A 24,612-nucleotide genomic window follows, 5' to 3' on the forward strand; every position below is an offset into this window, starting at 1 on the left:
AGTTATGCCAGTTTTGTGACCCAGAAAGCCGCGCGCACTTCGGTCTTGTTTGCCGGCAGCAATGATGGAATGCTGCACGGTTTCAAGGACACCGTGGGGCTCATTCCCGCCGACGACGGCAAGGAGGTTTTTGCTTTTGTGCCTCGAACCGTGTATCCCAATTTGACGAAGCTGGCGGATAAGACGTATGGGACAGAGTTGCTCAATCACCAGTTTTTTGTTGACGGGCCACTTCGTGAAACCGATGCCTATGTAAGAGCGCCCAGCGCTGGTTCAGCCAGTTGGCGCAACTATCTGCTTGGTGCAATGGGGGCTGGCGGACGCGGCGTTTTTGCGCTCGACGTCACGGACACCGCCAATTTGGGCGCATCGAGCATACGATGGGAGCTGTCCAGCGACAGCGACAGTGATATTGGTTATATCTATTCGGGCGTCGAAGCAGGTGTTCTGCCCAACGGCGAATGGGTGGCCATCTTTGGCAATGGCCATCTGAGCGGGGCGGGCAAGGCAGTGCTGTTTGTGGCCAATCTGGAGACGGGCGCCATTCAAAAGCTGGTGGTGGATGCCGCCGGTTCGAATGGATTAAGCGGCGTGAGCGTCCAGCGCAACAGCCTCGGGCAAATTACCAATCTGTTTGCGGGTGACTTGAAAGGAAAACTCTGGAAGTTCGATTACAACGCTGGAGCCGCGAGCAGATTCGAAATTTCGGGTGGTGCCGCGCTGTTCTCGGCTGCCAGTGCTGGTGGAATTGCTCAGCCGATCACTCAGCCGCCCGGCATTTTTGACCATCCCGATGGCGGCAAGTTGCTGATCTTCGGGACCGGCTTGCTGGTGACTGAAGCAGACGCCAATTCCACGGCGATTCAGGCGATTTATGGTGTGTGGGACAAGCCGTCCGATGTGGCGTTCAGTCGTCCCATGACGCGCGCTTCACTGGCAAGCCGCACCGTCACATCGAGGGCTGGGTCTGGGGGAGCAGTTCTCTATGACGTTGAGGGTGCTGACGTTGACTTCACCACCCAGCGCGGCTGGGTGATCGACTTGGGCATTGTCACGGGTCTGAGGTCGGTCAATCGCACCTTGACCATCAGCAAGGGCTTGGCCCTTGTCAGTACGCTGGCGCCCGCGCAAAACGTGGTGGCGTGTGATGCGTCTACAGGTGTGGGCATCACCTTTGTGATTCCCGTGGCGACTGGCGAAAACCCAACTTATAGACTTTTTGACACCAACGGAGATGGCTTTGTGAGTGCTTCAGACGCGAGTAGCAGTGGATTTTTCACCAACAGCCCTGGCGGCGACAGGGTTTTCCTCCCCGGCACTGGTACGGGCGGAGGCGGGGGTGCCGGTGGATTTTGTCAGCCGGGGTTCACGATGGGCGCTATTTTGGATCAGACAACCGGCTATCGTATCTGTGTGCCGAATGATCCTGTCCTTGCCCAGAAAATCAAGGACCGGGTATGGCGCAGAATTATCAATCCGCCAATCCGCTAACAAGGCTTTCCATGAAACCTGTGAATTCCAGCTCCTTGGGTCGTCTCGGGCGTGCTTCCGGCTTTACCTTGATCGAAGTGATGATTGTGGTGGCCATCATTGGCATTCTTTCAGCGGTTGCCTACCCCTCTTACACGGACTACATCAGGCGGGGGAACAGGTCAGAAGCGACCGCCGCTTTGCTTGAGACCCAGCAGTTCATGGAACGCTACTATGGCGCCAACAATCGTTACAGTACGGCGGCAGACGGAAATCCGGCGCTTCCAACTCGTCTGCAAATCCTTCCTGCCGGTAGTCCGACCCGTTACACATTGAGCGTGGCAGCGACGGTGAACTCCTACACCTTGACGGCTACACCATCTGGAACCATGGCGGCAGACAAGTGCGGTTCACTGACGATTACAAATACCGGCGTCAAGGGAAGAAGTACAACGGTACCGACGGTTGCAGAGTGCTGGCGCTAAGCTAAAACGCTGCGCCAGGCTTACCGCCGCACCTCGTCGACCAGCGTCTTGAATTCATCAATGTCCTCAAAACTGCGGTACACGCTGGCAAAACGCACGTAGGCCACCTTGTCGAGCTTTTTCAGCTCGCGCATGACGAGCTCGCCCAGCCGGGTGGAGGGCACTTCCCTGAGGGCCAGGTTCAGCAGCTTTTCCTCGATCCGTTCAATCGCCGAGTCGACCTGTTCGGTGCTGACCGGCCGCTTTCGCAGCGCCAGGTTCATGGAGTCATGGATCTTGCTGCGTTTGTACTCAATGCGCCGCCCGTCTTTTTTGACAATGGCCGGGAAGTTGACGTCAGGGCGTTCGTAGGTGGTGAAACGTTTTTCACACGCCCCGCACTGGCGGCGGCGACGTATGAAGTCTGCGTCTTCCGACACCCGGGTTTCGACCACCTGGGTCTCGAGGTTGCCGCAGAATGGGCATTTCATGCGACGACCATGCAAGAAGCAGACGCACGTCTGTTTGCAAGCAGGGGCCGCGGAACCGGCTTCGCCGGGCCGCAGGCGCAGCGGCCCCCCCGGGGGGCAGGAAGCGACACAAAGTGCGCGACCGTGGGGGCCATTACTTGTACACCGGAAACCGGCTCGTCAGCGCGTTGACCTTGGCGCGCACGGCCTCGATATTGGCCGCGTCGCGCGGCTTGTCCAGCACATCGGCAATCAGGTTGGCGGTCATGCGCGCTTCTTCGTCCTTGAAGCCGCGTGTGGTCATGGCCGGGGTGCCGATGCGTACGCCGCTGGTGACCATGGGCTTTTCGGGGTCATTGGGGATGGCGTTTTTGTTGATCGTCATGTGGGCGCTGCCCAGCACGGCCTCGGCTTCCTTGCCGGTGATGCCATGCTTCCACGTCGAGCTTTCGCGCAGGTCCACCAGCATGAGGTGGCTCTCCGTGCGGCCACTGACGATACGCAGGCCGCGCTGCGTCAACGTCTCCGCCATGATCTGTGCGTTTTTGACAACCTGCTGCTGGTAAATCTTGAACTCTGGCGCCATGGCTTCCTTGAAGGCCACCGCCTTGGCCGCAATCACGTGCATCAGCGGGCCGCCCTGCAGGCCGGGGAAGATGGCGCTGTTGATGGCTTTTTCGTGTTCGGCCTTCATCAGGATGATGCCGCCGCGCGGGCCGCGCAGGCTTTTGTGGGTGGTTGAGGTCACGACGTCAGCGTGCGGCACCGGGTTGGGGTACACGCCTGCAGCGATCAAACCGGCGTAGTGCGCCATGTCCACCAGGAAGATGGCGCCGACCGCCTTGGCCACCTTGGCGAAGCGCTCGAAGTCAATCTGCAGGCTGTAGGCCGAGGCTCCCGCAATGATGAGCTTGGGCTTGCTCTCATGCGCCTTGCGTTCCATGGCGTCGTAGTCGATTTCTTCCTTGTCGTTCAGGCCGTAGGAGACGACGTTGAACCACTTGCCGCTGATGTTCAGCGCCATGCCGTGGGTCAGGTGGCCGCCTTCGGCCAGGCTCATGCCCATGATGGTGTCGCCGGGCTTGAGGAAAGCCAAAAAGACGGCTTCGTTGGCCGAGGCGCCGCAATGCGGCTGCACGTTGGCGGCGTCGGCGCCGAAAATCTGCTTGACGCGGTCGATGGCCAGTTGCTCGGCCACGTCCACATGCTCACAGCCGCCGTAGTAGCGGCGGCCGGGGTAGCCCTCGGCGTATTTGTTGGTCAGCTGCGAGCCCTGCGCGGCCATCACGGCGGGCGAGGCGTAGTTTTCGCTGGCGATCAGCTCGATGTGCTGCTCCTGGCGCGCGTTTTCAGCAACGATGGCAGCCCAAAGTTCGGGGTCGGTTTGTTCTATAAGTTTGGAGCGGTCGTACATGGCAGTCCTTCAAGACGTGTCCCTGTCATGGCACGGGGTGCATGAAACAAGGGCTGCCCAGGCGAACGGCTGAACGCTGCTGCCACCGATTGGCAGCCAGCGGTGCGCTTCCCAGTGGTATCCCACGTCAGCCGGGCCTCTGACTCAGAGGACGACCTATCGCCAGTCGCGCACGGCCCTAGTGTAACGGAGTCGCGTTCCGGCTACTGCCGGGGTGCGGCCAAAACCCTCAGGAAAGGGACAGGCTGGCGACCTTTTCGCTGGCTTTCGGGCCAGGCAGTTCCAGGCTGTCGGTATTGAGCGGCATCGAGGCCGGAATGGCCAGTGGCGGACGAACCGGCGCGTACACAGGCGCTCGTCCGTTGGCGACGGCCCGAAGCCGCGCATGCTCGGCCATGACCTTGGCGGCGTAACCACCGTCGGTTTCAAGATTGGCAGCGCCCACGTAATACTTCAACCCGGCTTCGACGGAGCCAGCGCGGGCGATGCATTCCTGCAGCACCTTGACGCCGACGCGCAGGTTGGTCACGGGGTCAAAAGCGGCCAGCTTGCCGCCGAAGTTTTCGTACTTGTCGTGGTGAATCTTGGTCATGACCTGCATCAGGCCCTGCGCGCCTACCGGGCTTTGCGCAAACGGGTTGAAGCCGGATTCGATGGCCATGATGGCCAGGATCAGCGTTGGATCGAGCTTGGCTTTCTGGCCGATCTCGAAGGCCTCTGCCACCAGCACGCTCAGCGGTTCGGGCGCCACGCTGTACTTGCGGCTCAGCCAGAAGGCGACCGCAGCCTGCTGCTTGGGCAGGTCCTTGGGGTTGGCGGCCGTGGCCCGGTCGATGGCATCGGGCTCGGTAAAACCGATGGCCGCTTCGCGGCGCTCCTGCAGCCAGCTGATCAACTTTGATTCGCCAGCCTGGCGCAGGTCGGGCCGGGCAGTCAGCGTGATCACTGCAAACACGACGGCCAGGCCGACCAGGGCGAAGCTGTTGTGCGTGATTTCAAAAAATCCGTGGGCGATGTCGTCTACGATGTTGGCAAGACTGGCACCCACGTTTTTCTGGATGGCCCGCAAGGTGGCTGCGTGGCTTGATTGTCCTAGCGCTGTCATAGCACTCCTTTCTGTGTGCGGCGGCTTTGTGAGCCGTCACACTTGGATTGGGTCGCCATCAAACCAATGCTTGCGCTTTGGCGGTGTGGACCCCTCGTCTGACTTTGCCGGGTTCGGCAGCGGGTTCGGGTTGTCCCTTGGTTTTTCGTGGGACGGCGAATTCTATGGGCCGTCTAAATAACTTGTCAATAATATAAAACTTTATCAATATATTAAATTTATGATAAAGCTGAGCTTTTCAAGCTCATAACCCCCGCTTGGGGGCATTTGTGGCGATTTTTGGGCGACGGCTCTAAGTCCATCTTTTTTGCGCCAATTTTTCAGAAAACTGTACGTTCTGCCAGTAATTCCCAAGTACTTCAAAGCCTTGCAGCGTTTTTACGGAAAGTGCTGGAGCATTCAAGCTGAGCTGAAAATGAGGTGAATGACCAGGCCTCCCCTTTGTCTGTAGGACAAATTCCCGAGATATAAATCCTCAAGAAAAACGCAATCGCCGGACATAGTTTGATTACAAATATTGACTTGCTTGCCGCCCGCATCAGGTTTAACCTGCAGGTGCTTGAGTACCTCAAGCATTAGCCGGGTAACCAATCCCGGTCAACCTGAGAGCAATCACTTGCTTTCGTCGCACTGGAGACGAACTCCTCTTCTTTGCGAAGCCCGACGGCATGAGCATCATGCTCGCCGTCAGCCCCGGTCGGCCTGGCTGCCCGGGGTTTTTCATTGGGGCGACGGCCTTGCGCTTGAACTCACGCGGCATGCGCTGTCTATCGCCATGGCCGGGCGGGGTAGGGCAAGCTGGTGCGGGGCCTTCCGAGCCTGCATCTGCGCAGCTTTCTCTCCAGGAAGCGCCCAGCTCACCATCAACCGCTTATATATACAGATACCGGGCTGTGGGGCGCGTCGTCCCTGGAGGCCATCCTGCCTCGCAAGCAAGGATCTGGCGCCGTTGCGGCGCTTCCTCGGTGCCGCCAAAACCGTTCCGGCGAAGAGCAAATGGACACTCCGTGCAGAGCTTTATTTGGCGGTACCGCAAAAACAGCGAAAATACGCGCATTGCTTTATTTTTAGAGCAAGGGGGTGCCCGGGCCTTGCAAGCTCTTTGAGGGCTCCATGAGAGCCATGGCCCGTATTTTCGCCGCTCACTGTTCATCATCCATTACCCGTCCGGACCGCAATCGCTGGCAGGAAGGTTTGGTCAGGCCCCGCAAGCCCTGGCTCGACATCCGGCCCGCAACTTTTTTTCCAGCGGACCTTTTTAATTTTTTATGCTGCGTTTTCCCATGTCCAAACCTTCCAAGCCTGAAACCCCCGCCGTGAAAACGCCATCCACCAAAACGGGCGACAGCCACCCGCTGGACGGCCTGACGGGCGGTGCCTTTTCGGCGCCCACGTCGGGCGAACGCACGGCGCGCATCCGCGAGTGGCTGGCGACCGGCCCCAGTGCCGAGCAGATGGCCGAGGTCTACAAGGACCTGGCCAACCGCGACAAGGGGGCGGCCAAACCGCTGAAAGAAAAACTCGACGAAGCCAAACGCGCCAAAAACCAGGAGGTTGTTGCAGCCGAGTGGGCCGACAAGGGGCAGGCGTTGCTGGCGCTGAAGAAACTCAACCTCGCCGATGCCCTGGCGTGGCAGCGCGACGCCGCCAAGGCTGGCGCGCCGCTCTCGCGCGAACCGCTGGCGGGTCTGAAGGTCCAGCTCGCCGACCGCGTCAAAACGATTGAAGACCTGCAGCACCGCACCCAGGTGCAGCGCGAGGCCGCCGTGCTGATTGCCCAGCGCATCGAGGTGTTGTCAACCAAGCCCTGGCGCGATGCGCAGTCCGCCTGGGACGCGCTGCGCGCCGACGTCACGAACTGGCAGGGCCAGGCCGACGAGATTGCGCAGGACGCCAACTGGGCCAGCGTGGACCCGAAGTTCCCGCCACTGCTGGAGGCCTCGCGCGGCCAGTTGCTGGCGGTGTGGGAAGCCTTCCAGGGCGCACTGTCGCTGGCCGTGGCCGCTGCCGGAGACGCGGCCGCGCCACTGCCGGTGGTGCCGGTCTGGGCCGACGAATTGCGCAGCGCGCGCGGCACGCCGCGCAGTACTGACGGCGCCGAAGGCGAGCGCCCGGCGCGCGCGCCCAAGGCCAGGCTGGACCCGGCCGTTCTCAAGGAGATGCGCGAAAAATCCAGCGCCACCGTGCAGGCGGCGCTGACCAAACTCGAGCATGAAGTGACTGAGGGCCATGGCAAAGCCACGCCCAAGGTGGCTGCCGAACTGCGCCAGGCGCTCAAGGACAACATCCGTAACATCGACAGCGCGCTGGAGGCTGCAGCGCATGCAGCATTGACGTCGGCCGGCGAGCTCGAAGGCTGGCAGCGTTGGCGCGCCGACCAGATCCGCGAAGAACTTGTCACCAAGGCCGAAGCGCTGCTCGCCAAGCCGCTGGGCGGACGCAAGCAGCAGGAAGCCCTGCGCGCCATGCGCGAGCTCTGGAAAACCAGCGACCAGGGCGGTATCCCCAACCACGCCCTCTGGAAGCGTTTCGACGATGCCTGCAACGAGGCCCACAAGGTCGTCGAAGCCTGGCTGGAAAAGGTCAAGGAGCAAAGCGAAACCGTCAAGGCCGAGCGCCGCGTGCTGATCGACGAGGTGCTGGCCTGGGCCGAAGCCAACCAGGGCAACACCGACTGGAAGCACCAGATCCGCAGCCTCAATGGGTTTGTCGAAAAGTGGACGGCGGCCGGTCACCTGAGCGAAAAAGCCTTTGCCGAGATCCAGCCGCCATGGAAAGCCGCCATGGACGCGGCCGATGCTGCGCTGAAGGCGGCGCGCGCCGACAGCCTGGCACGCCGCAAGGCCATGATCGAGGAAGCCCAGGTGCTGGGCGCCGAACCGCAGCTTCATATAGATGCCGTCAAGCATCTGCAGCAGCGCTGGCAGCATGAGGCGCAAGGCGTGCCCATCGAGCGCAAGCAGGAGCAAAAACTCTGGGATGCTTTTCGCAAGCCGATCGATGACGCCTTTCAGCGCAAGACCGCCGAGCGCGAAAAAGCCGCGTCGTCTCTGGGCGAACACGACCGCCTGGTGGTTGTGTTGTCCAAGGCGCTGGACGCCGCCAACGCGGCCGGCGACGTGCAGAAAATCCGAACTGCCATGGCTGACCTCGAAGCCGGCCTGCGCGGCCAGTATGTGCCGCCTGCGCCGGTCGCACCCGCTGCGGCCGCGCCCGCCGCGCCGGCAGAAGCCGCTGCCCCGGATGTAGAAAAAAATCAGGCGCCAGCCCTTGACGTGTCTGCACAAGCTGCTCCTGAAATAATAGCAGACGAAACACCTGCCCAGGACGCCGCTGTAGAAGGCGAGCAAACAGCCGCAGCCGAACCCGCCGCTGAAACCCCGGCCGACACCGCAGCGCCCGCGCCTGCGGCACCGCCACCGAAACCCGCCAAGCCCGTGGTGGCCATGCGCGGCGACGACCGCCCCGGCATGCGCAAGGCCGAGGCTGCGCCCGCCGGCCGCGGCGGAAAATTTGGCGACCGCAAGGACGCGCGTCCTGGTGGCGGCAAGCCCGACGGACGCGGCAACCGGCCGGCCGACAACAAGTTCGAACCCTACCGCCCCGAGCGCGAAAGCCGTTTCAGCGACAGGCCCGCCTACGAAGAACGCGGCCCGCGCTTGGGCGACGCGGCTTTCCGCGCGCAGCGCGAAGCTTTCGAGCACGCGCAGCAAGCTCTGCGCAAGCTGTCGGAGCAGGCGCACGGCGAGGTGCTCACGAATCTGTTGACCGCCTGGGAAAAACGCGACCCGGCGCTGGTGCCTGACGCCTCGGCCCTTGGCAAGCTGGTGACGCCGGCCGCACGCAATGCCTGGACCCAGGCGCTGTCGTCGGCGCCCAAAGGCGAGGCGGCCGACACCTTGCTGCGTCTTGAGATCGCTGCCGAGCTGCCGACACCGGCCGAACACCTGAGCGCACGCCGTATGTTGCAACTGGTGCTGCTGACCAAACGCAACGACCCTGCGCCCGCGCAGACATGGGGCGAGGACACAGCCAAAGTGCTGGCCGCGCCGTATGACGCGGCGCATGTGCGGCGTTTGCAGAATGTGCTGAAGGCGCTGATCAAACGATGAGTGTGCCGGTGCTCGCGCTGACGGCCGCGGCCCTGCCGCGAGACCGGGCACAGACGCTGGGCGAAGAAATAGCCAACAGCGTCAGCCACGGGGTGGCGCTGCTGGCCGTGCTCATCGCCGCGCCTTTCCTGGTCGTGTCCGCCGCGCAGCGCGGCGATGCGGCTGCCGTCGTCGGCACCAGCATTTTTGCCGCGACCATGGTGCTGCTGTACAGCGCGTCGATGCTGTACCACGCCTTTCCGCCGGCGCGCGTGAAAAGGGTTTTCCAGGTGCTCGACCACAGCGCGATCTACCTGCTCATCGCCGGCACCTATACGCCGTTCACGCTCGGCGTGCTGCGCGGCCCCTGGGGTTGGACGCTGTTCGGCCTGGTCTGGGCCATGGCGCTGGCCGGTGTCGCCGTCAAGGCCGTGGCCGGCATCCGTTACCCGCGCGTTTCGACTGCCTTGTACCTTGCCATGGGCTGGATCGCGCTCATCGCCATCAAGCCGATGTGGCAACTTGTGCCTGGCTGGGGCCTGTTCTGGCTGCTGGCGGGCGGCCTGGCCTACACCCTGGGCGTGATTTTTTTCGTCAGCGACAGCCGGTGGCGCTATGCGCATTTTGTCTGGCACCTGTTTGTGGCGGCTGGCACAGCCTGCCATGTGGTGGCGGTGTTTTTTTACGCCGCCTGATTGCCCGCCGCAGCTTCCATGCTATTGAATTTATAGCTGCTCGCGCCCGTATTCAAAGGACTGCAGGCCAATCTATTATGCAAATCAGGCCGGGGCGGGTCAAACCCCTTCAGGAAGCCGCTTCGATCAGGCTGGCGATCGGGCTCAGGCCAAGCCGCCTCGCGTGTTGCAGCGCAGTAAGCCCCTCACGATCAACCCATGCTGTGTTGGCGCCCGCCGCGAGCAGGCGCTGCACCGCAGCGGTCTGGCCGTGAATCACCGCCAGCGCCAACGGGGTGCGGCCCGCAGCGTCGGGCTCATTGATGAGCGCGCCCTGGCGGAGCAGGCTGTCAAGTTGCGTGATGCGGCCTGTGCGCGCGGCTTCGTGCAGCGCCATCGCCATTGCTGCCGCCGGGCTGCCGGGCAGCAGCCGGGCGCGTGGTGCCTGCTGTGCCCGACTTTCCTGCGCTTCTTGCCCTCTCGATGCTTCCTGCGGTTGAGTCGGCGCTGCGCTGCGCAGCGACGCTGCGTCGTTGGTGCGTGGGGCTGCTGCGGGTGCGGGCGGCGGTGGTGCGATGCCTTTCGAGGTTGCTGGCGACGCGGGGAAGGCCGCGTCGGCCTGCTCGCGTGGGCTGGTGGCGGGCGCGGCATCGGCCAGACGGGCAGGGGACGCGGCTCCGGCTTCGCGTGCCTGGGGGGTCGTGCTTGCTCTGCGGTCAGCCGCCTCGTTGCGCGTTGTCCCTGCGCCTGACTGGGCGGGCGCTGCGGCTTTTTGCTGCGCTGACCGGGGGGGCTCCTCCTGCGGCCCGGCGCGTGGGATCACTGGCGCAGCTGCGGAGGGGGGTTGCGGCGGCGCAATCGGGGCGGCGGCAGGCAAGGGCGGCGCAGCGCTCACAGAGGGGTTGCGCTGGCCATACCCCGCGTCCTGCTCTTCGGGCGTGCCGCGGTCAAACTGCAGCACCAGCAAACCACTGAGCGCGGCCAGCGCCACGCTGGCGAGCAACGACAGCTTCCAGCGCGACTGGTTGGCCGGCACGGCTTTGCCGGCATCCGGCCCGGCGGCCTGCGGGTGGCTGGATGCATTCACCATGCGTGCGTGGGCCAGCACGGCTTCGCGCACGGGGTCTGCGGGCCGGCGTGTGTCCCGTGCGCTGGCCTCGTGGTAACGCGCAATCAGCTCGTCGGTGGATGGGTCGTCGGGCCGGGTCATGCAAACTCCAGTAACTGTTGCCGCAGCTTGCTGCGCGCATAACGCAGGCGGCTCTTGGCGGTTTCAAAACTCACGCCGGTGGTGTGCGCAATGTCCTGCACGTTCATGCCGGCCTCAGCCTGCAGCAAGAAGGCTTCGCGCTGCTCGGGCGCGAGCTGCTCGACGGCCACCATCAGCGCCGCGGCCTGCTCGCGCGACTCAAGCTGGCGCACCGGACCAAAGCCCGAGTCGGCTGCCAGCGTGTCTTCCAGTGCGCCGCTGTCATCGTCGTCGCCGCTGCCGCCAGAGCCGTGGCCATGCAGGCTCAGATGGTTTTTGGCACTGCGAAAGTGGTCCACCAGCCGGTTGTGCGCGATGGTGAAGACCCAGGTGGTGAAACGCGCGCTGACCTGGTAGCCGCTGGCCTGCCGCGCCACCGCAAACCAGACGTCCTGCAGCAGGTCGTCGGCCACGGCCTGCACCTTCACACTGCGAAACAGGTAGCGCCAGACACGCATCTCATGCCGACCGTACAGCAGCTCGAAGGCTGCGACCTCGCCCGCCGCATAACGCAGCATCAGCGATTCATCGCTGTTGTCGGCTGCAGCGTCTGTCGTCGGGGCGCAAGGCATGTGCCAGCGTATCACGGCTCTCCAATCAAGCAGGGGCCGCGGATATGGCTCTGCCAGTCCGCAGGCGCAGTGGCCCCCTCGGGGCTGGTGCCTGCGGCTCCGAACCTGCTTGAGCAGGTTTGGACAGGTAACAGAAGCGAAGCCTCTGGCGAGCGGCGGCCTGCAAGGTGCAGGGCGTTACACGCAGTGAACAACCGTGGGGGCTAGTAAGGGTCAGGCACATACGAGGCGTTGCCCGACTGCGGAAAGGCATTGGGCCAAGGCTGCCGCGGGTAGGCCACCGGCTCGCGTATCACACCGGCTGCCACCAGGTTGTCGCGGCTGTCGTAACGGATGCGGATGATCTCGTTGGGCTGGGCCTGCAGGCGCGTGAAACTGGTGTGCGACACCACCGAGGTCTCGCGTGCGCCGTGGGCCGTGCCCAGTTTGGCGCCCGGCAGGGACGACGGGCGCTGGGGTGCCAAAGACGGTGCGCGTGCCAGGCTGTCGGCCGCCGCAGGTGCCTCTTGCGATTCGGCGGCGCCGTAGCGGGCGGCCGGAGCCGGTGCCGATGGCCCAGGTGGCGAATGGCGCAGGGCGCCAGACGCGTCGGCCTCGCGCCCGCGCCGCTCGAACGGCGCGGGCGCCTGCGCAACCGGCTCGGGCAGCTTCTCCCTGAACAGCGCCACGCCGATCACGCCCACATGCGCGGGCCGCCCGGTGCGTCCCGCGTAGGAGTCGGCGACGCTTGAAAACTCGAAGGCCGCGACCTCGCTGCTGCTTTTTCGCCAACCGGTGATCTGGTAGGGCTGCCAGGCCGAAAAGACATAACCGGTCTGGTCCCAGGCGGCGGTTTCGCCGCTGAGCACATTGACGCCGTCCACCGAAGGCACGGCCAGGATACGCTCGCCGAGCCGGTTGCGCACCGAGATGGCATACCGCGCGCCGGGCTGGCCGGCCACCCAGTGCTCGCCGCGGTGGTAATGCACGGGCAGGCTGGCGCCGGAGTCGCGGTCGATGACCGTCACGTCGGCAAGCCGGCCGACAGCATGCGCGGGCAGGCTGGCGGTGAGGGCCAGCGCGGCCAGCAGCAGGGACAGGCCAGTCAGGGCAGGAAGTTGCGATTTCATGTCGGTTCCAGAAAAAGTGATGGAACCTGTTGAAACGGGGCAAGTGGCGCGATGGGGTTAAAAATGACGAAAAATAACCAGGCTGGCCTGGTCGCTCTGCCTGATCACTACTGAATTGATAGCTGCTTGCGCCCGCTGCTAAAGGGCTAGAGGGCTATTTCGCCTGAAGAAATGGTCAAACAGCTCTGTGAGCGACGCAAAGTCTTCGGTGAAGCGCGGCCGGTTCACGAAGTAGGCCTCGCAGGCCACCGCGAAAAACTCGGCCGGTGAAGTGGCGCCATAGGCGTCCAGCCAGGTCGGCTCGCCGCCGAAGCGCTCGGCGATGGTCACCTTGTCGCGAAAGCTGGTGTAGGCGGCCTGCATGGTGTCGTGCCAGGCCGCGCGCGCCGCGCGTGAGGGCAGGGGCGGGCAGCCGTCGGGTGTGCCGTTCTTCATGTCGATCTTGTGGACAAACTCGTGGATCACCACGTTGTAGCCTTGCCCGGCCAATTCGCCGGCGCTCGCCACGTCCTGCCAGCTCAGGGTGACCGGGCCGCGGTCCATGGCTTCGCCGGCCAGCACCTCGCTGTAGCGGTGCACTACGCCGGCTTCGTCGGTCTGCTCGCGCCGCGCCAGCATCTGGCTGGGGTGGACCACGATGCCGACAAAGTCGTCGTACCAGTCCAGCCCCAGGCGCAGCACCGGCAGGCAGGCCTGTGCGGCAATCGCGACCGCGATGGCGTCGGTGATCAGCATGCCCTGCGCGCCGTGAAATTCTTTCTGAGCCAGAAAACGGCTGCTGAGGATGCGCAGGTGGTCGCGCTGAGCCTGGGGAAGCGCTGCGAGAAAAGGGTAATGCGCCAGCGTCGCCTGCCACAGCGCGTCGGGGATGGCGCGCTCCGCAGGCTCGCCCCTGAACAGCCGAAACAGCTGGTCCAGCATCGTCGTTTATGCCAGCGCGACGCGCTGCAGGCCCGAGGCATCCAGGCGCAGCACCTGGGCGCGCGGCGGTTCGTCGGCTGCGTCCCAGTCGCTGAGCACCACGCGCTCCAGGCCCGCGCCCAGGGCGTGTACTGCGGGCTGGTGGGTGTGCCCGTGAATCAGCACCGGCGCGTTGGCAGCCTGCAGCCACTGGCGCGCGGCGCCGCCGTCCACGTCAATGGATGGGGCGCCTGACTGTCGGCGTAGGTCGTGCTGCTGACGGCTTTTCTGGCGCAAGCCTCGCGCGACTGCCTGGCGGGCGGCCAGGGGCTGGGCCAGAAAGGCCTGCTGCCACTCGCTGCCCCGCACCTGCTCGCGAAAGCGCATGTAGTCCACATCGTCCACGCACAGCGCGTCACCGTGGCTGAGCAGCCAGCGCCGGCTGGCAAACGTCAATACCGTGGGGTCGGCCAGCAAGGTGCCGTTGCACTGCGCCATCAACTGCGGGCCGATCAGGAAGTCACGGTTGCCATGCATGACATACAGGGCCATGCGCGCGCCTGCCGCCTGCAGCACCTGCGCGCACTGGGCGTCAAAGTTGGGGGCGGCATCCGCGCCTGACACCGTGCCGACCGCGTCGTCTCCGACCCAGGCGTCAAACAGGTCGCCGAGGATGAACAACGCGTCAGCGGTTGTGCCTTCCAGATAAGTCTTCCAGGCATTGAAGGTGGCGGGTTCGCCGGCCTGCAGGTGGATGTCGGAAATAAAATCGACCGTGCGCCAGGATGCGGGAGCAACAAGCTCCGCGATCTGGGGCGCGGCCGGGGCCATGGGCACGAGTGACGTGGGGCGGTTGAAGGCGGCGCTTAGAGTGCGACCACTTTTTCAATCACGACATCGGCTTGCGGCACGTCGCTGTGGCCACCCTTGCTGCCGGTCTTGACGGCTTCGATCTTGTCAACAACATCGGTGCCCGAGACGACTTTGCCGAACACCGCGTAGCCCCAGCCCGAAGGTGTGGGCGAGCTGTGGTTCAGGAAGCCGTTGTCGGAGGCGTTGATGAAAAACTGCGCAGTGGCCGAGTCGGGCACGTTGGTGCGGGCCATCGCCACGGTGTACTTGTCGTTTTTCAGGCCGTTGGCCGCTTCGTTGGCAATCGGTGCATCGGACGGTTTTTGTTTCATGCCTGGCGTGAAACCGCCGCCCTGCACCATAAAGCCAGGAATCACGCGATGGAAGACGGTGTTGTCGTAGTGGCCCTTGGCGACGTAGCTCAGGAAGTTGGCGACCGACTTGGGCGCTTTTTCCTGGTCCAGTTCAAGGGTGATGACGCCGTGGCCGGCAATGTGGAGTTCGACTTGGGGATTGCTCATGATCGTTACTTGAGGAGGGTTGCAGAGTTGATGAGAATGGGCGTCTTGGGCACGTCGCCGGGGAAGGGGCCGCCCGCGCCGGTGGGGGTGGCCTTGATCTTGTTAACGACATCCATGCCGCTGACGACCTTGCCGAACACGGTGTAGCCGAACAGCTGCGGCGCGTTGACAAGCTGTGCGCGCGATGTGTTTTCATAGACGCGGCCCTGGTACTCGAACTTCGGCACCGGGTCGCCCGGGGGAATCACGGTGGGGTTGAGGAAATCGTTGTCCTTGACGTTGATGAAAAACTGCGAGGAGGCAGAGTGTGGGTCGTTGGTGCGCGCCATTGCCAGCGTGCCAACCACGTTTTTGTCGCCACCTTTGGCCAGCGCCTCGCGGCCCTCGTGCGTTACGGGCGTGCGGGTTTTCTTCTCGGCATAACTGGTGTCGTAGCCGCCGCCCTGCACCATGAAGTTGTTGATCACGCGGTGGAACACTGTGCCGTCATAGTGTTTGTCCTTGACGTATTGCAGGAAATTTTCGACGGTTTTGGGCGCTTTGTCAGGGTAGACCTCGACCACGAAGTCGCCGGCGGTGGTGGCGAACTTCACGCGCGGCGCTGCCGCTGAAGCCTGGGCCCAGGCCTGGCTGGCCAGCAGGCTGATCGTGGCCAGCGCCAGGCACGCACGCCGCGTTGATTTTCCGGAAATCATCCAATCACTCCTTCAAAAAAGATCTTCCACTGGCTGCCCTGACGCACCCAATACTGGCGCCGGGTCGGGCCGGTGCGCGCGCCATGGACCACCTCGGCAAAGGTGACCACCATGGTGTCATTGCTGTCGGTCCAGCGCAGGTAGGACAAGTCCTTGAGTTGTATCGGGCGGCCTGCAGTTTTTTCAAGGTCTTTGCGCAACAGTGCGGCCCAGTCGGCCAGTGTTTTGCCATAGCTGTTGAAGTCGCTGGTGTACAGGCTGGTGAGGGCGGCGAGGTCGCTGCCCGAGCGTGCCTTGTGCCAGGTGTGCAGCGCATCTTCAAAGGCCTTGCTCTCTGCTTTGGCGCTGTGCGGCGCTACCCATCTGAGGCTCTGGGCGATCACCACGGGGGTGGTGCGCACTTCCACTGTGCGAATGATGCGTTCGAGGTCCGGGTTGGCCAGCACCACGCAGCCGTCGCTGGCCAGTGGCGCGCGTGAAAACTGTGTGGGCGGCGTGCCGTGCAGCCAGATGCCGCCGCCGGTCTTGCCCCGTTTGAGATCCAGCGCATTGGGGTAATTGATGGGCAGCGCGCCAGCGCCATAGAAGTCTTTCAGGGACTTCGGGTCCAGATTGCTGGTCACAAAATAAACGCCCAGCGGGGTGCGCGAATCACCCTCGATCGATTTTTCAATGCCCGACTTGCCGAGCGAGATGTAGTAGTCATCCAGCAGCTTCAGGCCGGTGGGGGTGTTTTCAAACAGGTAGAGCCGGGCCCGGGACGCGTCCACCGCAATCGCGTGTTTATTGCGCGGCGAAAGTGTCAGAAATTGCGAGGGAATGGTGCCCGCAGCTGGCCGCTCGCGCAGGGCCTTCAGCCGCAGCAGGGACTCCTGGCGAAGCTCGCCCAACATGCCTGCGCCCGCCTGCGCCGGTCCATCGGGCACGTCGCCCCATGAGCGTAGGGGTCGGACCTGGGCCGCCAGCAAATCGCCATACACCAGCTGCGCGAGCTGGAAATTGGGGTGGTCGCCGACCAGCCGCTCGGCTTTGGCCAGCGCCTCACGCACTTTGGCCCGACCGGCAAGTTTGTAGATCTCGATCAACCGCGCCTCGGCATCACCCTCCCTGGAGGCGGCGGTCGCAGCTGCGGCCGGTCGCACGGCACGCTCGCGCTTTTCGGTGCCGGCTGCGCGGGATGTTTCTTTTTTGCTTTTTTTCGAGCTGCTGTCGGTGGCTGCCGCAGCACTGAACAGCACCGAGAAGGCAAGCAGAAAAAGAGTGATGGACCGTTGCATGTTAGTGGTCAGGCGAAAAAATCCGTGCGGCCCGCAGGACGCATGTACCGGAGGTAGTGCCAGCCATCTGCATCAGCCGCCGGTGGATTCCCGCACGATCAGCCAGCGTTCGCCGGCCTTGGCCATATTGAGGGTCTTGCGGCTGGAGACATTGAGGGTGTCGGCGCTGTAGTCCTGCTTGAATTTGGCGGTGGCCTTGCTGCCCTTGACAGCCACAGAGAGGTTGCTGAGCTTCACGCTGATGCTCGACTTGCCGACGATACGGCTGCGGCGCTCTTCTTCCCAGGCCTTGCGCGACTGGTTGCCGGGGGTGTCGAAATCCTTGCCGTAGGCTGCGAGGTAGGCCGCCATATCCTTGGCGGCCCAGGCACTGGCCCAGGCGCGTACGGCGGCTTCAACGTCTTTTTCGGCGGCACTGACGGACACTGCAGCCTCTGGCGCGGCCGGGGATGCGGGCGCTGGTGCCGGCGTGGCCGGTACCGCCGGGGTCGGGCGCGGTGCTGCGGGTGCCGCGGGAGCGGCAGGCGATGGGGGTACGGTGACGGGCCCGGACGATGTATTGCTGCCTGCCGGTTTTTGTCCCTTGGGCTCGGCGCTGAACAGCGTGCGGATCAGCGCCAGCTTGGGCTGCACGCCGGCGTTGCCGCCGTCCAGCTGCAGCGCCTTGCTGTACGCCTGGCTTGCGAGTTTCGCGTAGACGTCACCCAGGTTTTCGTGGGCAGTGGCGTAGCTCGGGTTGGTGCGGATCGCCATCTCGAGGGCGGCCCTGGCCTTGTCGAACTGGTTCTGGCCAGCGAAAAGCACGGCCAGGTTGTTGTACGGCTCGGGCAGCTCCGGGTAGTCCTGGGTGATTTTCGTGAAGGTGCTGATGGCGTCGGACGGTTTGCCGGCCTCGGTCTGGATCACACCCTTGAGGAAGCGCATTTGCGGATCGCGTGGCTTGCCCGCCAGATACTTATCGGCCTTGGCCAGCGCTTCAGTGAGTTTGCCGGAGCGGATCAGATCATTCACGTCGGTGTAGTCGTCGGCATGGGCTGCCGGCAGCAACGACATGGAAAAGGCCGCCGCCACCGCCAGCCAGCGCACTGCAGCCAACAAGGGGTTGCTCGAAAGGGATGCTGACTTGGACATATTTCCTCTGGGAAGCATTGGGGAGGGCGGGCACAAAAACCTGAGCCTGCAAAAGCAGTCATTGCAGCATGCTGCACGGGCTCCGACCAGCTGGATATACTGGGCGATTGTATCTGAGGGGTATAGTTTAATCTTGGCCCCGGTTCCAGCATTTTCACCGGTCCGGCGATTCAAGCCGGGCTGAAATTCCAGACCTTCATGAGCCTTCGCATTTACAACACGCTGTCGCGTGCCGTAGAAGATTTTTCGCCTTTGGTGCCTGGGCAAGTCCGCATGTACGTCTGCGGCATGACGATTTACGACCTCTGCCACATCGGCCATGCCCGCATGATGATGGCTTTTGATGTGGTGCAGCGCTGGCTCAAGGCAAGCGGTTATGCGGTCACCTATGTGCGCAACATCACCGATATCGACGACAAGATCATCAAGCGCGCCCTGGAGCGCAACATCACCATCCGTGCGCTCACTGACGAGATGATTGCCGCGATGCATCAGGACATAGGCGCCCTCGGCATCGAGCCGCCCAGCCTGGAGCCGCGCGCCACGGAGTATGTGCCGCAGATGTTGTCCATGATTGCCGCGCTTGAGGACAAAGGCTTGGCCTACCGCGGCACCACGGGCGACATGAACTACGCCGTGCGCAAGTTCCCCGGCTACGGCAAACTCTCCGGCAAGTCGCTTGACGAGTTGCGTGCGGGCGAGCGGGTGGCCGTACTCGAAGGCAAGGGAGACCCGCTTGATTTTGTGCTCTGGAAACGCGCCAAACCAGACGAGCCGGACGATGCCAAATGGGACAGCGCCTACGGTCCCGGCCGACCAGGCTGGCACATTGAATGCTCGGCCATGAGCTGCCAGACCCTGGGCGAGACCTTCGACATCCACGGCGGCGGCGCTGACCTGCAGTTTCCGCACCACGAAAACGAGATCGCGCAGAGCGAAGGCGCCAACGGCAAGCCCCTGGCAAAGTTCTGGATGCACAACGGTTTTGTCCGGGTGGACAACGAGAAGATGTCCAAAAGCCTGGGCAACTTCTTCACCATCCGTGATGTTCTGGCCCGCTACGACGCCGAGACCATCCGCTTTTTCATCGTGCGCGCGCATTACCGCAGCGCGCTCAACTACAGCGATACGCACCTGGACGATGCGAAGGCCGCGCTCAAGCGGCTGTACACCGCGCTTGGTCAGGTCGCGCCTGCCAACACGGCCATCGACTGGTCGCATCCCTTGGCCGCGCGTTTCAAGGCAGCCATGGACGAAGATTTCGGAACGCCCGAGGCCGTAGCCGTTCTGTTCGAGCTGGCTGGTGAAGTCAACAAAACAGGATCGGCCGAACTGGCTGGCTTGCTCAAAAGCCTGGGCGGCATCCTGGGGCTGCTGCAGGGCGATCCGCAGGCCTTTCTGCAGGCCGGCGCGGGACTGGACGAAGCCGCCATTCAAGACCTGATCGCCCAGCGCGCCCTGGCCAAGGCGGCCAAAAATTTTGCCGAAGCCGACCGCATCCGCCAGGACCTGCTCGCCCGGGGCATCGTCCTGAAAGACTCGCCGCAAGGCACGACCTGGGAAGCCCGGTCTTGACCATTTATTCAAGTTATTTCGGCCTCCAGCCCTTGACGGACGGGCGCAAGCAGCTATGAAAAAGATAGTAAAAAGCGGCCCGGCCAGCACCGAGCTGACGGAAGTTGGGGAGCCTGCCGCAACCACGGTTCCTGCGTACTGGTCCGAGGCCTGCAAACACCTGGTCAAAAAAGACCGGGTCATGAAACGCCTGATTCCGCAGTTCGGCGACGCCTGCCTGCAGTCGCGCGGCGACGCCTTCAGCACGCTGGCGCGCAGCATCGTCGGCCAGCAGATCTCGGTCAAGGCGGCGCAAACCGTCTGGCACCGCTTTGCGGCCCTGCCCCGGAAGATGACACCGGGCAACGTTCTCAAGCTCAAGGTGGACGATATGCGCGCCGCTGGACTGAGTGCACGCAAGGTCGAGTACCTGGTCGACCTGTCCATCCACTTCGACGCCGGCACGGTGCATGTGAAGGACTGGCAGGCGATGGACGACGAGGCCATCATTGCCGAACTGATCGCCATCCGCGGCATAGGCCGCTGGACGGCCGAGATGTTTTTGATTTTCTATTTGCGGCGTCCCAATGTATTGCCGCTGGACGATGTGGGCCTGATCAACGGCATCAGCCAGAACTATTTTTCCGGAGAAGCGGTGAGTCGCAGCGATGCGCGGGAAGTCGCCGCCGCCTGGACACCGTATTGCAGCGTTGCAACTTGGTATATTTGGCGCTCGCTGGACCCTTTGCCGGTTCTGGGCGCTGAGTAATCCGATCAAAGAAGCCTGAGGAGCAGCAATGAGCCCCCGCATTCACTTTCGTTCACTGCCCCCCGAGGGGGTGTATGCCTCCCTAGAGGTGGCTCGTCAGGAGGCATGACATGGCCAAGAAGACCTTCCTCGATTTCGAGCAGCCGATTGCCGAGCTTGAAGGAAAAATAGAAGAGTTGCGTTATGTGCAGACCGAGTCTGCCGTCGATATCTCGGAAGAAATCGACCAGCTCGCCAAGAAAAGCCAGCAACTTACCAAGGACATCTACAGCGACCTGACCCCGTGGCAAATCACCAAGATTGCGCGCCATCCCGAGCGGCCCTACACGCTGGACTATGTCAACGAACTCTTCACCGATTTTGTCGAACTGCACGGCGACCGGCATTTTTCCGATGACCTGAGCATCGTCGGCGGCCTGGCGCGTTTCAACGGCAACGCCTGCATGGTGCTGGGCCACCAGAAGGGTCGCGACACCAAAGAGCGCGGCCTGCGCAACTTCGGCATGAGCAAACCCGAGGGTTACCGAAAGGCCTTGCGCCTGATGAAAACCGCCGAAAAATTCAAGCTGCCGGTGTTCACCTTTGTCGATACCCCGGGCGCCTACCCCGGCATTGACGCCGAGGAGCGCAGCCAGTCCGAGGCCATTGGCCGCAACATTTTTGAAATGGCGCAGCTTGAGGTGCCCATCATCACCACCATCATTGGTGAGGGCGGCTCCGGCGGCGCGCTGGCGATTTCAGTGGCCGACCAGGTCGTGATGCTGCAGTACTCGATCTACTCCGTCATCAGCCCCGAGGGCTGCGCTTCCATCCTCTGGAAGACTTCAGAAAAAGCCGAGGAGGCCGCCGAGGCGCTGGGCATCACCGCGCACCGGCTCAAGGCGCTGGGCGTGATCGACAAGATCGTCAACGAACCGGTGGGCGGCGCGCACCGCGACCACAAGCAGATGGCGGCCTTTTTGAAGCGTGCGCTCAACGACGCTTTCCGTCAGGTCAGCGACCTCAAGGTCAAGGAGCTGCTGGACCGCCGCTACGAGCGCCTGCAAAGTTATGGCCGCTACACCGACACCAAAGCCGACGCCAAATAAGCCGCCGCTGACCAGCCCGGCGTCAAGCGCCGGACTGAGTCTTCCGAATCCGGCGCTGGCAGCGCTGAACCAGCTCTTTCCGGTATTGCCCGTTGGCGTTGCCTACAGCGGTGGTGCTGATTCCACCGCCTTGCTGCTGGCCGCTGCGCAGCACTGGCAGGGGCAGGTCACGGCGATCCATATCCACCACGGCCTGCAGGCCGCTGCCGATGATTTTGTGACGATCTGCGAAGAAACCTGCAGGCGCCTGAATGTGCCGCTGCATGTGGTGCGTGTTGATGCGTCCGCTGCACCCGGCGACAGCCCCGAAGACTCGGCGCGCCGGGCACGTTATGCGGCCTTGGGGGACGCCGCCAGACAGCTCGGTTTGCAGGGTGTGCTGCTCGGCCAACACGCCGATGACCAGGCTGAAACCCTGCTGCTGGCGCTGAGCCGCGGTGCCGGTTTACCCGGTCTTTCCGCGATGGCAGCGCAGTTCGAGCGTGGCGGCAGGCTGTTTCATCGCCCTTTGCTGCACGTGCCCGCCGCCGACCTGCGCCACTGGCTGACGCAAAACGGCATTCCTTTTGTTGACGACCCGACCAACACCGACGAGCGGTACACCCGCAACCGCATCCGGGCGCGCCTGCTTCCGGCGTTGCAGCATGCTTTTCCGCAGTTCCGCGAGACCTTTGCGCGCAGTGCCCGGCATGCGGCCCAGGCGCAGGCCCTGCTGGTGGAATTGGCCAACGAAGACCTCGCGCGGGTCGGCGTGCCACCTGTCATCGGGGCCTTGCGGGGCCTGTCACGGGCGCGGCAGGCCAATGCGCTGCGTCAGTGGCTGCTGGCGTCCCACCAGGCCACGCCCAGCGCCGCCCAGCTCGAGCAGTTGCTGGGGCAGGTTGAGGCCTGCACCACACGCGGCCACCGGATACACCTCAAGGTGGCGGCCGGGCATGTCACGCGCGCCGGCGACCATCTTGCGTACGCGGCTGGCACCGACGGGCCGATATAATCGGGGGCTTTGCTGGCGGCCCAAGCCTTCCCGAAAGGGGCATCCGCTGCCGCAGACCAGTTCGCCAACCAACCCCTGATTGACCTCCTGCAATGGCCTTGATCGTTCATAAATACGGCGGCACGTCGATGGGCTCGACCGAGCGCATCCGCAACGTCGCCAAACGCGTCGCCAAGTGGGCGCGCGCCGGCCACCAGATGGTGGTGGTGCCGAGCGCCATGAGTGGCGAAACCAACCGCCTGCTGGGTCTGGCCAAAGAGTTGGCATCATCGCAGGCTCATGATGCCTACCACCGCGAACTCGACGCTCTGGCCGCCACGGGCGAGCAGGCATCGAGCGCGCTGCTGGCCATAGCGCTGCAGGCCGAAGGCATGCCCGCGGTGAGTTACGCCGGCTGGCAGGTTGCCATCAAGACCAACAGCGCCCACACCAAGGCACGCATCGAGTCGATTGACGACAAGCGCGTGCGCGCCGATCTCGACGCCGGCAGGGTGGTCATCATCACTGGCTTTCAGGGCGTGGACGAAGGCGGCAACGTCACCACGCTGGGCCGCGGTGGCTCTGACACCTCGGCTGTGGCGATTGCCGCCGCGCTGAAGGCCCACGAGTGCCTGATCTACACCGACGTGGACGGCGTCTACACCACCGACCCGCGCGTTGTGCCTGAAGCGCGGCGCCTGATCACCATCAGTTTTGAAGAGATGCTGGAGATGGCATCGATGGGCTCCAAGGTGCTGCAGATCCGCTCGGTGGAGTTTGCCGGCAAGTACAAGGTGCCGCTGCGTGTGTTGTCGAGTTTTACCGACTGGGACATCAACATCGACGAAGAGGCCAAGTCCGGCACCCTGATCAGTTTTGAGGAAGACGAAAAAATGGAACAAGCCATCGTATCGGGCATCGCATTCAACCGCGACGAAGCCAAAATCTCCATCCTGGGCGTGCCCGACACGCCGGGCATTGCCTATCAGATCCTGGGTGCTGTGGCCGATGCCAACATCGAGGTGGATGTGATCATCCAGAACATCAGCAAGGACGGCAAAACCGACTTCAGTTTCACCGTGCACCGCAATGACTACGCCAGGGCGATGGATCTGCTCAGCGACAAGGTTCTGCCCAAGCTGGGTGCACAGGAGATCACTGGCGACGCCAAGATCTGCAAGGTCAGCATCGTCGGCATCGGCATGCGCAGCCATGTTGGCATTGCCAGCAAGATGTTTCGCGTGCTGAGCGAAGAGGGCATCAACATCCAGATGATTTCTACCAGCGAGATCAAGACCTCGGTCGTGATCGACGAAAAATACATGGAGCTCGCCGTGCGCGCGTTGCACAAGGCCTTTGACCTGGACCAGCCCGCCTGAGCCCGCTGCGCTGGACACCGACGCAAGTCGTGAGATAATCATGCTAGCCAGAAATCAGGAAACGTGACCGAGTGGCCGAAGGTGCTCCCCTGCTAAGGGAGTATGGGGTGTAGAGCCTCATCGAGGGTTCGAATCCCTCCGTTTCCGCCAGTATGAAAACAAAAAGCCGCCTTCGGGCGGCTTTTTTGTTGTCGCCGCATGTTTTAGTTGTGTTGCGCGCAACCCCTGCTTGTGTGGTTCCAACGAGGCAACCAGGCGTAATAAAGCGGGCACAGGCGGCCTACAGGCGTTATGGTGAGCGATTTACTCATGGAGACAACATGGCTTTGAAACTCGTGCTTTGCAGCTTGACGGCGGTGGTTCTTCTGGGCTGCACCACACCAGCGAGCCCTCCCGCGACAAGTGGTCCGCTGCCCGCCGGCCCCTCGGAGGCGATATGCAATGCCCAGGGTGCCCAATTTGCCATTGGCAAGACCGCCGCTGCCAGCCTCGTCGAACAGGCGCGCCAGCGCTCCGGCTCCTACATGGCACGTGTGCTGCGCCCCAACCAGGTTGTCACCATGGAGTTCAATGCCCAGCGCCTCAACCTGGATGTGGACACCGCCGGCGTCATCACGCGCGCGCGCTGTGGTTAGGCAGAGTCCCCTGGCGCGATGCAGCACGCTTTTTCACACAGCGGCACCCTCTTTTGCTACATTTTCAGAAGACTCCCCATTATTGCTCCGGCCCTGTGAAGTCTTAAGCCGCATATCGAACCCGACTATCCTGAAAGTAGCTCATAACGCGCTGGGGGTTTTGCTTCAGCATCGCCATGTGCTCGTTGGCGGCCTCGCGTAATCTGGCCTTGGTTCTGAT

General features: G+C 63.2%; 22 protein-coding genes, 1 tRNA gene, 1 pseudogene and 1 riboswitch. Of the genes and pseudogenes, 11 read left to right on the plus strand and 13 right to left on the minus strand.

The features are described 5' to 3' along the window. Positions 1-1,491 (plus strand): pilus assembly protein (locus tag ACESMT_RS15755; protein WP_372827541.1); only part of this gene is annotated, 1,491 nt, incomplete at its 5' end. Further along, a complete protein-coding gene (locus ACESMT_RS15760) occupies positions 1,458-1,955 on the plus strand; it encodes a type IV pilin protein (protein ID WP_372827542.1) in 498 nt (165 codons plus the stop codon). The genes ACESMT_RS15755 and ACESMT_RS15760, both read left to right, overlap by 34 nt. A 20-nt stretch (positions 1,956-1,975) precedes the next feature. Here the strand turns inward: ACESMT_RS15760 and nrdR are convergent, their stop codons facing one another. From nrdR to ACESMT_RS15775, 3 genes are all read right to left on the minus strand, one after another. Next, positions 1,976-2,425, minus strand: a complete 450-nt coding sequence (nrdR, locus tag ACESMT_RS15765) for a transcriptional regulator NrdR (protein ID WP_372827543.1) — start codon at positions 2,423-2,425, stop codon at positions 1,976-1,978. Between the two features lie 133 nt (positions 2,426-2,558). Continuing rightward, positions 2,559-3,818: a serine hydroxymethyltransferase gene (gene glyA, locus ACESMT_RS15770; RefSeq protein ID WP_372827544.1), complete on the minus strand. Its 1,260-nt coding sequence runs from the start codon at positions 3,816-3,818 to the stop codon at positions 2,559-2,561. A 48-nt stretch (positions 3,819-3,866) separates the two neighbouring features. Next, positions 3,867-3,998: riboswitch (ZMP/ZTP riboswitch) on the minus strand. Positions 3,999-4,047: 49 nt separating this feature from the next. Beyond that, positions 4,048-4,923 (minus strand): transglycosylase SLT domain-containing protein, encoded by an 876-nt coding sequence (locus ACESMT_RS15775; protein WP_372827545.1) that lies wholly within the window; start codon positions 4,921-4,923, stop codon positions 4,048-4,050. A 1,283-nt stretch (positions 4,924-6,206) separates the two neighbouring features. Between ACESMT_RS15775 and ACESMT_RS15780 the strand changes: the two genes are divergently transcribed. Together ACESMT_RS15780 and ACESMT_RS15785 are read left to right on the plus strand one after the other, a co-directional pair. Then, positions 6,207-9,035: a DUF349 domain-containing protein gene (locus tag ACESMT_RS15780; RefSeq protein ID WP_372827546.1), complete on the plus strand. Its 2,829-nt coding sequence runs from the start codon at positions 6,207-6,209 to the stop codon at positions 9,033-9,035. Further along, positions 9,032-9,709, plus strand: a complete 678-nt coding sequence (locus tag ACESMT_RS15785) for a hemolysin III family protein (protein ID WP_372827547.1) — start codon at positions 9,032-9,034, stop codon at positions 9,707-9,709. The genes ACESMT_RS15780 and ACESMT_RS15785 overlap by 4 nt, the downstream gene beginning before the upstream one ends. A 109-nt stretch (positions 9,710-9,818) precedes the next feature. Here the strand turns inward: ACESMT_RS15785 and ACESMT_RS15790 are convergent, their stop codons facing one another. From ACESMT_RS15790 to ACESMT_RS15830, 9 genes are all read right to left on the minus strand, one after another. Next, positions 9,819-10,898 carry an ankyrin repeat domain-containing protein gene (locus ACESMT_RS15790; RefSeq protein WP_372827548.1) on the minus strand — a complete coding sequence of 360 codons (1,080 nt, stop codon included), beginning with the start codon at positions 10,896-10,898 and terminating at the stop codon, positions 9,819-9,821. Continuing rightward, on the minus strand, positions 10,895-11,509 hold the full coding sequence (locus ACESMT_RS15795) for a sigma-70 family RNA polymerase sigma factor (RefSeq protein ID WP_372827562.1): 615 nt from the start codon (positions 11,507-11,509) through the stop codon (positions 10,895-10,897). Before ACESMT_RS15795 ends, ACESMT_RS15790 begins: the two co-directional genes overlap by 4 nt. Positions 11,510-11,712: 203 nt before the next feature. After that, the gene (locus ACESMT_RS15800) at positions 11,713-12,618 is read right to left on the minus strand and encodes a hypothetical protein (protein WP_372827549.1); all 906 of its coding nucleotides are present in this window, start codon (positions 12,616-12,618) and stop codon (positions 11,713-11,715) included. Between the two features lie 138 nt (positions 12,619-12,756). Beyond that, positions 12,757-13,539, minus strand: a complete 783-nt coding sequence (locus ACESMT_RS15805) for a zinc-dependent peptidase (RefSeq protein WP_372827550.1) — start codon at positions 13,537-13,539, stop codon at positions 12,757-12,759. Positions 13,540-13,545: 6 nt separating this feature from the next. Beyond that, the gene (locus ACESMT_RS15810) at positions 13,546-14,349 is read right to left on the minus strand and encodes a UDP-2,3-diacylglucosamine diphosphatase (protein ID WP_372827551.1); all 804 of its coding nucleotides are present in this window, start codon (positions 14,347-14,349) and stop codon (positions 13,546-13,548) included. Between the two features lie 35 nt (positions 14,350-14,384). After that, the gene (locus ACESMT_RS15815) at positions 14,385-14,891 is read right to left on the minus strand and encodes a peptidylprolyl isomerase (RefSeq protein ID WP_372827552.1); all 507 of its coding nucleotides are present in this window, start codon (positions 14,889-14,891) and stop codon (positions 14,385-14,387) included. A 5-nt stretch (positions 14,892-14,896) separates the two neighbouring features. Beyond that, positions 14,897-15,586, minus strand: a complete 690-nt coding sequence (locus ACESMT_RS15820; RefSeq protein ID WP_372827553.1) for a peptidylprolyl isomerase — start codon at positions 15,584-15,586, stop codon at positions 14,897-14,899. Further along, positions 15,583-16,863 carry a L,D-transpeptidase family protein gene (locus tag ACESMT_RS15825; protein ID WP_372827554.1) on the minus strand — a complete coding sequence of 427 codons (1,281 nt, stop codon included), beginning with the start codon at positions 16,861-16,863 and terminating at the stop codon, positions 15,583-15,585. Before ACESMT_RS15825 ends, ACESMT_RS15820 begins: the two co-directional genes overlap by 4 nt. A gap of 72 nt (positions 16,864-16,935) precedes the next feature. Then, entirely contained in the window at positions 16,936-17,994 is a 1,059-nt protein-coding gene (locus tag ACESMT_RS15830; protein ID WP_372827555.1) for a tetratricopeptide repeat protein, read from the minus strand. 198 nt (positions 17,995-18,192) lie between these two features. Here ACESMT_RS15830 and cysS point away from each other — a divergent pair, with 198 nt between their 5' ends. The 7 genes from cysS to ACESMT_RS15865 all read left to right on the plus strand — a co-directional run bounded on the left by cysS (position 18,193) and on the right by ACESMT_RS15865 (position 24,392). Further along, on the plus strand, positions 18,193-19,569 hold the full coding sequence (gene cysS / locus ACESMT_RS15835) for a cysteine--tRNA ligase (RefSeq protein WP_372827556.1): 1,377 nt from the start codon (positions 18,193-18,195) through the stop codon (positions 19,567-19,569). 55 nt (positions 19,570-19,624) lie between these two features. Next, the gene (locus tag ACESMT_RS15840; RefSeq protein ID WP_372827557.1) at positions 19,625-20,317 is read left to right on the plus strand and encodes a DNA-3-methyladenine glycosylase; all 693 of its coding nucleotides are present in this window, start codon (positions 19,625-19,627) and stop codon (positions 20,315-20,317) included. A 110-nt stretch (positions 20,318-20,427) separates the two neighbouring features. Next, positions 20,428-21,405: an acetyl-CoA carboxylase carboxyltransferase subunit alpha gene (locus ACESMT_RS15845; RefSeq protein ID WP_372827558.1), complete on the plus strand. Its 978-nt coding sequence runs from the start codon at positions 20,428-20,430 to the stop codon at positions 21,403-21,405. Further along, positions 21,368-22,399, plus strand: coding sequence for a tRNA lysidine(34) synthetase TilS (tilS, locus tag ACESMT_RS15850; RefSeq protein WP_372827559.1), 1,032 nt, complete (start codon positions 21,368-21,370; stop codon positions 22,397-22,399). The genes ACESMT_RS15845 and tilS overlap by 38 nt, the downstream gene beginning before the upstream one ends. A 92-nt stretch (positions 22,400-22,491) precedes the next feature. Then, positions 22,492-23,757 carry an aspartate kinase gene (locus ACESMT_RS15855; RefSeq protein WP_372827560.1) on the plus strand — a complete coding sequence of 422 codons (1,266 nt, stop codon included), beginning with the start codon at positions 22,492-22,494 and terminating at the stop codon, positions 23,755-23,757. Between the two features lie 57 nt (positions 23,758-23,814). Then, positions 23,815-23,907, plus strand: a tRNA-Ser gene (locus tag ACESMT_RS15860). A gap of 170 nt (positions 23,908-24,077) precedes the next feature. Then, a complete protein-coding gene (locus ACESMT_RS15865) occupies positions 24,078-24,392 on the plus strand; it encodes an I78 family peptidase inhibitor (RefSeq protein WP_372827561.1) in 315 nt (104 codons plus the stop codon). 103 nt (positions 24,393-24,495) lie between these two features. Here the strand turns inward: ACESMT_RS15865 and ACESMT_RS15870 are convergent. Then, positions 24,496-24,612 (minus strand): annotated as a pseudogene (locus ACESMT_RS15870) (IS630 family transposase); the annotation flags it as partial.

Source organism: Polaromonas sp., assembly GCF_041689105.1.
Taxonomy (GTDB): Bacteria; Pseudomonadota; Gammaproteobacteria; order Burkholderiales; family Burkholderiaceae_C; genus Polaromonas.

Excerpts from the sequence above, each read along its gene's own strand:
- ACESMT_RS15780 (WP_372827546.1), top strand. The coding sequence starts at position 6,207 with ATGTCCAAACCTTCCAAGCCTGAAACCCCCGCCGTGAAAACGCCATCC.
- ACESMT_RS15790 (WP_372827548.1), bottom strand. The coding sequence starts at position 10,898 with ATGACCCGGCCCGACGACCCATCCACCGACGAGCTGATTGCGCGTTAC.
- ACESMT_RS15795 (WP_372827562.1), bottom strand. The coding sequence starts at position 11,509 with ATGCCTTGCGCCCCGACGACAGACGCTGCAGCCGACAACAGCGATGAA.
- ACESMT_RS15830 (WP_372827555.1), bottom strand. The coding sequence starts at position 17,994 with ATGTCCAAGTCAGCATCCCTTTCGAGCAACCCCTTGTTGGCTGCAGTG.
- ACESMT_RS15810 (WP_372827551.1), bottom strand. The coding sequence starts at position 14,349 with ATGGCCCCGGCCGCGCCCCAGATCGCGGAGCTTGTTGCTCCCGCATCC.
- tilS (WP_372827559.1), top strand. The coding sequence starts at position 21,368 with ATGGCCGCTACACCGACACCAAAGCCGACGCCAAATAAGCCGCCGCTG.
- ACESMT_RS15855 (WP_372827560.1), top strand. The coding sequence starts at position 22,492 with ATGGCCTTGATCGTTCATAAATACGGCGGCACGTCGATGGGCTCGACC.
- ACESMT_RS15825 (WP_372827554.1), bottom strand. The coding sequence starts at position 16,863 with ATGCAACGGTCCATCACTCTTTTTCTGCTTGCCTTCTCGGTGCTGTTC.
- ACESMT_RS15775 (WP_372827545.1), bottom strand. The coding sequence starts at position 4,923 with ATGACAGCGCTAGGACAATCAAGCCACGCAGCCACCTTGCGGGCCATC.
- ACESMT_RS15760 (WP_372827542.1), top strand. The coding sequence starts at position 1,458 with ATGGCGCAGAATTATCAATCCGCCAATCCGCTAACAAGGCTTTCCATG.
- ACESMT_RS15800 (WP_372827549.1), bottom strand. The coding sequence starts at position 12,618 with ATGAAATCGCAACTTCCTGCCCTGACTGGCCTGTCCCTGCTGCTGGCC.
- ACESMT_RS15805 (WP_372827550.1), bottom strand. The coding sequence starts at position 13,539 with ATGCTGGACCAGCTGTTTCGGCTGTTCAGGGGCGAGCCTGCGGAGCGC.
- ACESMT_RS15785 (WP_372827547.1), top strand. The coding sequence starts at position 9,032 with ATGAGTGTGCCGGTGCTCGCGCTGACGGCCGCGGCCCTGCCGCGAGAC.
- ACESMT_RS15845 (WP_372827558.1), top strand. The coding sequence starts at position 20,428 with ATGGCCAAGAAGACCTTCCTCGATTTCGAGCAGCCGATTGCCGAGCTT.
- glyA (WP_372827544.1), bottom strand. The coding sequence starts at position 3,818 with ATGTACGACCGCTCCAAACTTATAGAACAAACCGACCCCGAACTTTGG.
- ACESMT_RS15840 (WP_372827557.1), top strand. The coding sequence starts at position 19,625 with ATGAAAAAGATAGTAAAAAGCGGCCCGGCCAGCACCGAGCTGACGGAA.
- nrdR (WP_372827543.1), bottom strand. The coding sequence starts at position 2,425 with ATGAAATGCCCATTCTGCGGCAACCTCGAGACCCAGGTGGTCGAAACC.
- ACESMT_RS15865 (WP_372827561.1), top strand. The coding sequence starts at position 24,078 with ATGGCTTTGAAACTCGTGCTTTGCAGCTTGACGGCGGTGGTTCTTCTG.
- ACESMT_RS15815 (WP_372827552.1), bottom strand. The coding sequence starts at position 14,891 with ATGAGCAATCCCCAAGTCGAACTCCACATTGCCGGCCACGGCGTCATC.
- cysS (WP_372827556.1), top strand. The coding sequence starts at position 18,193 with ATGAGCCTTCGCATTTACAACACGCTGTCGCGTGCCGTAGAAGATTTT.
- ACESMT_RS15820 (WP_372827553.1), bottom strand. The coding sequence starts at position 15,586 with ATGATTTCCGGAAAATCAACGCGGCGTGCGTGCCTGGCGCTGGCCACG.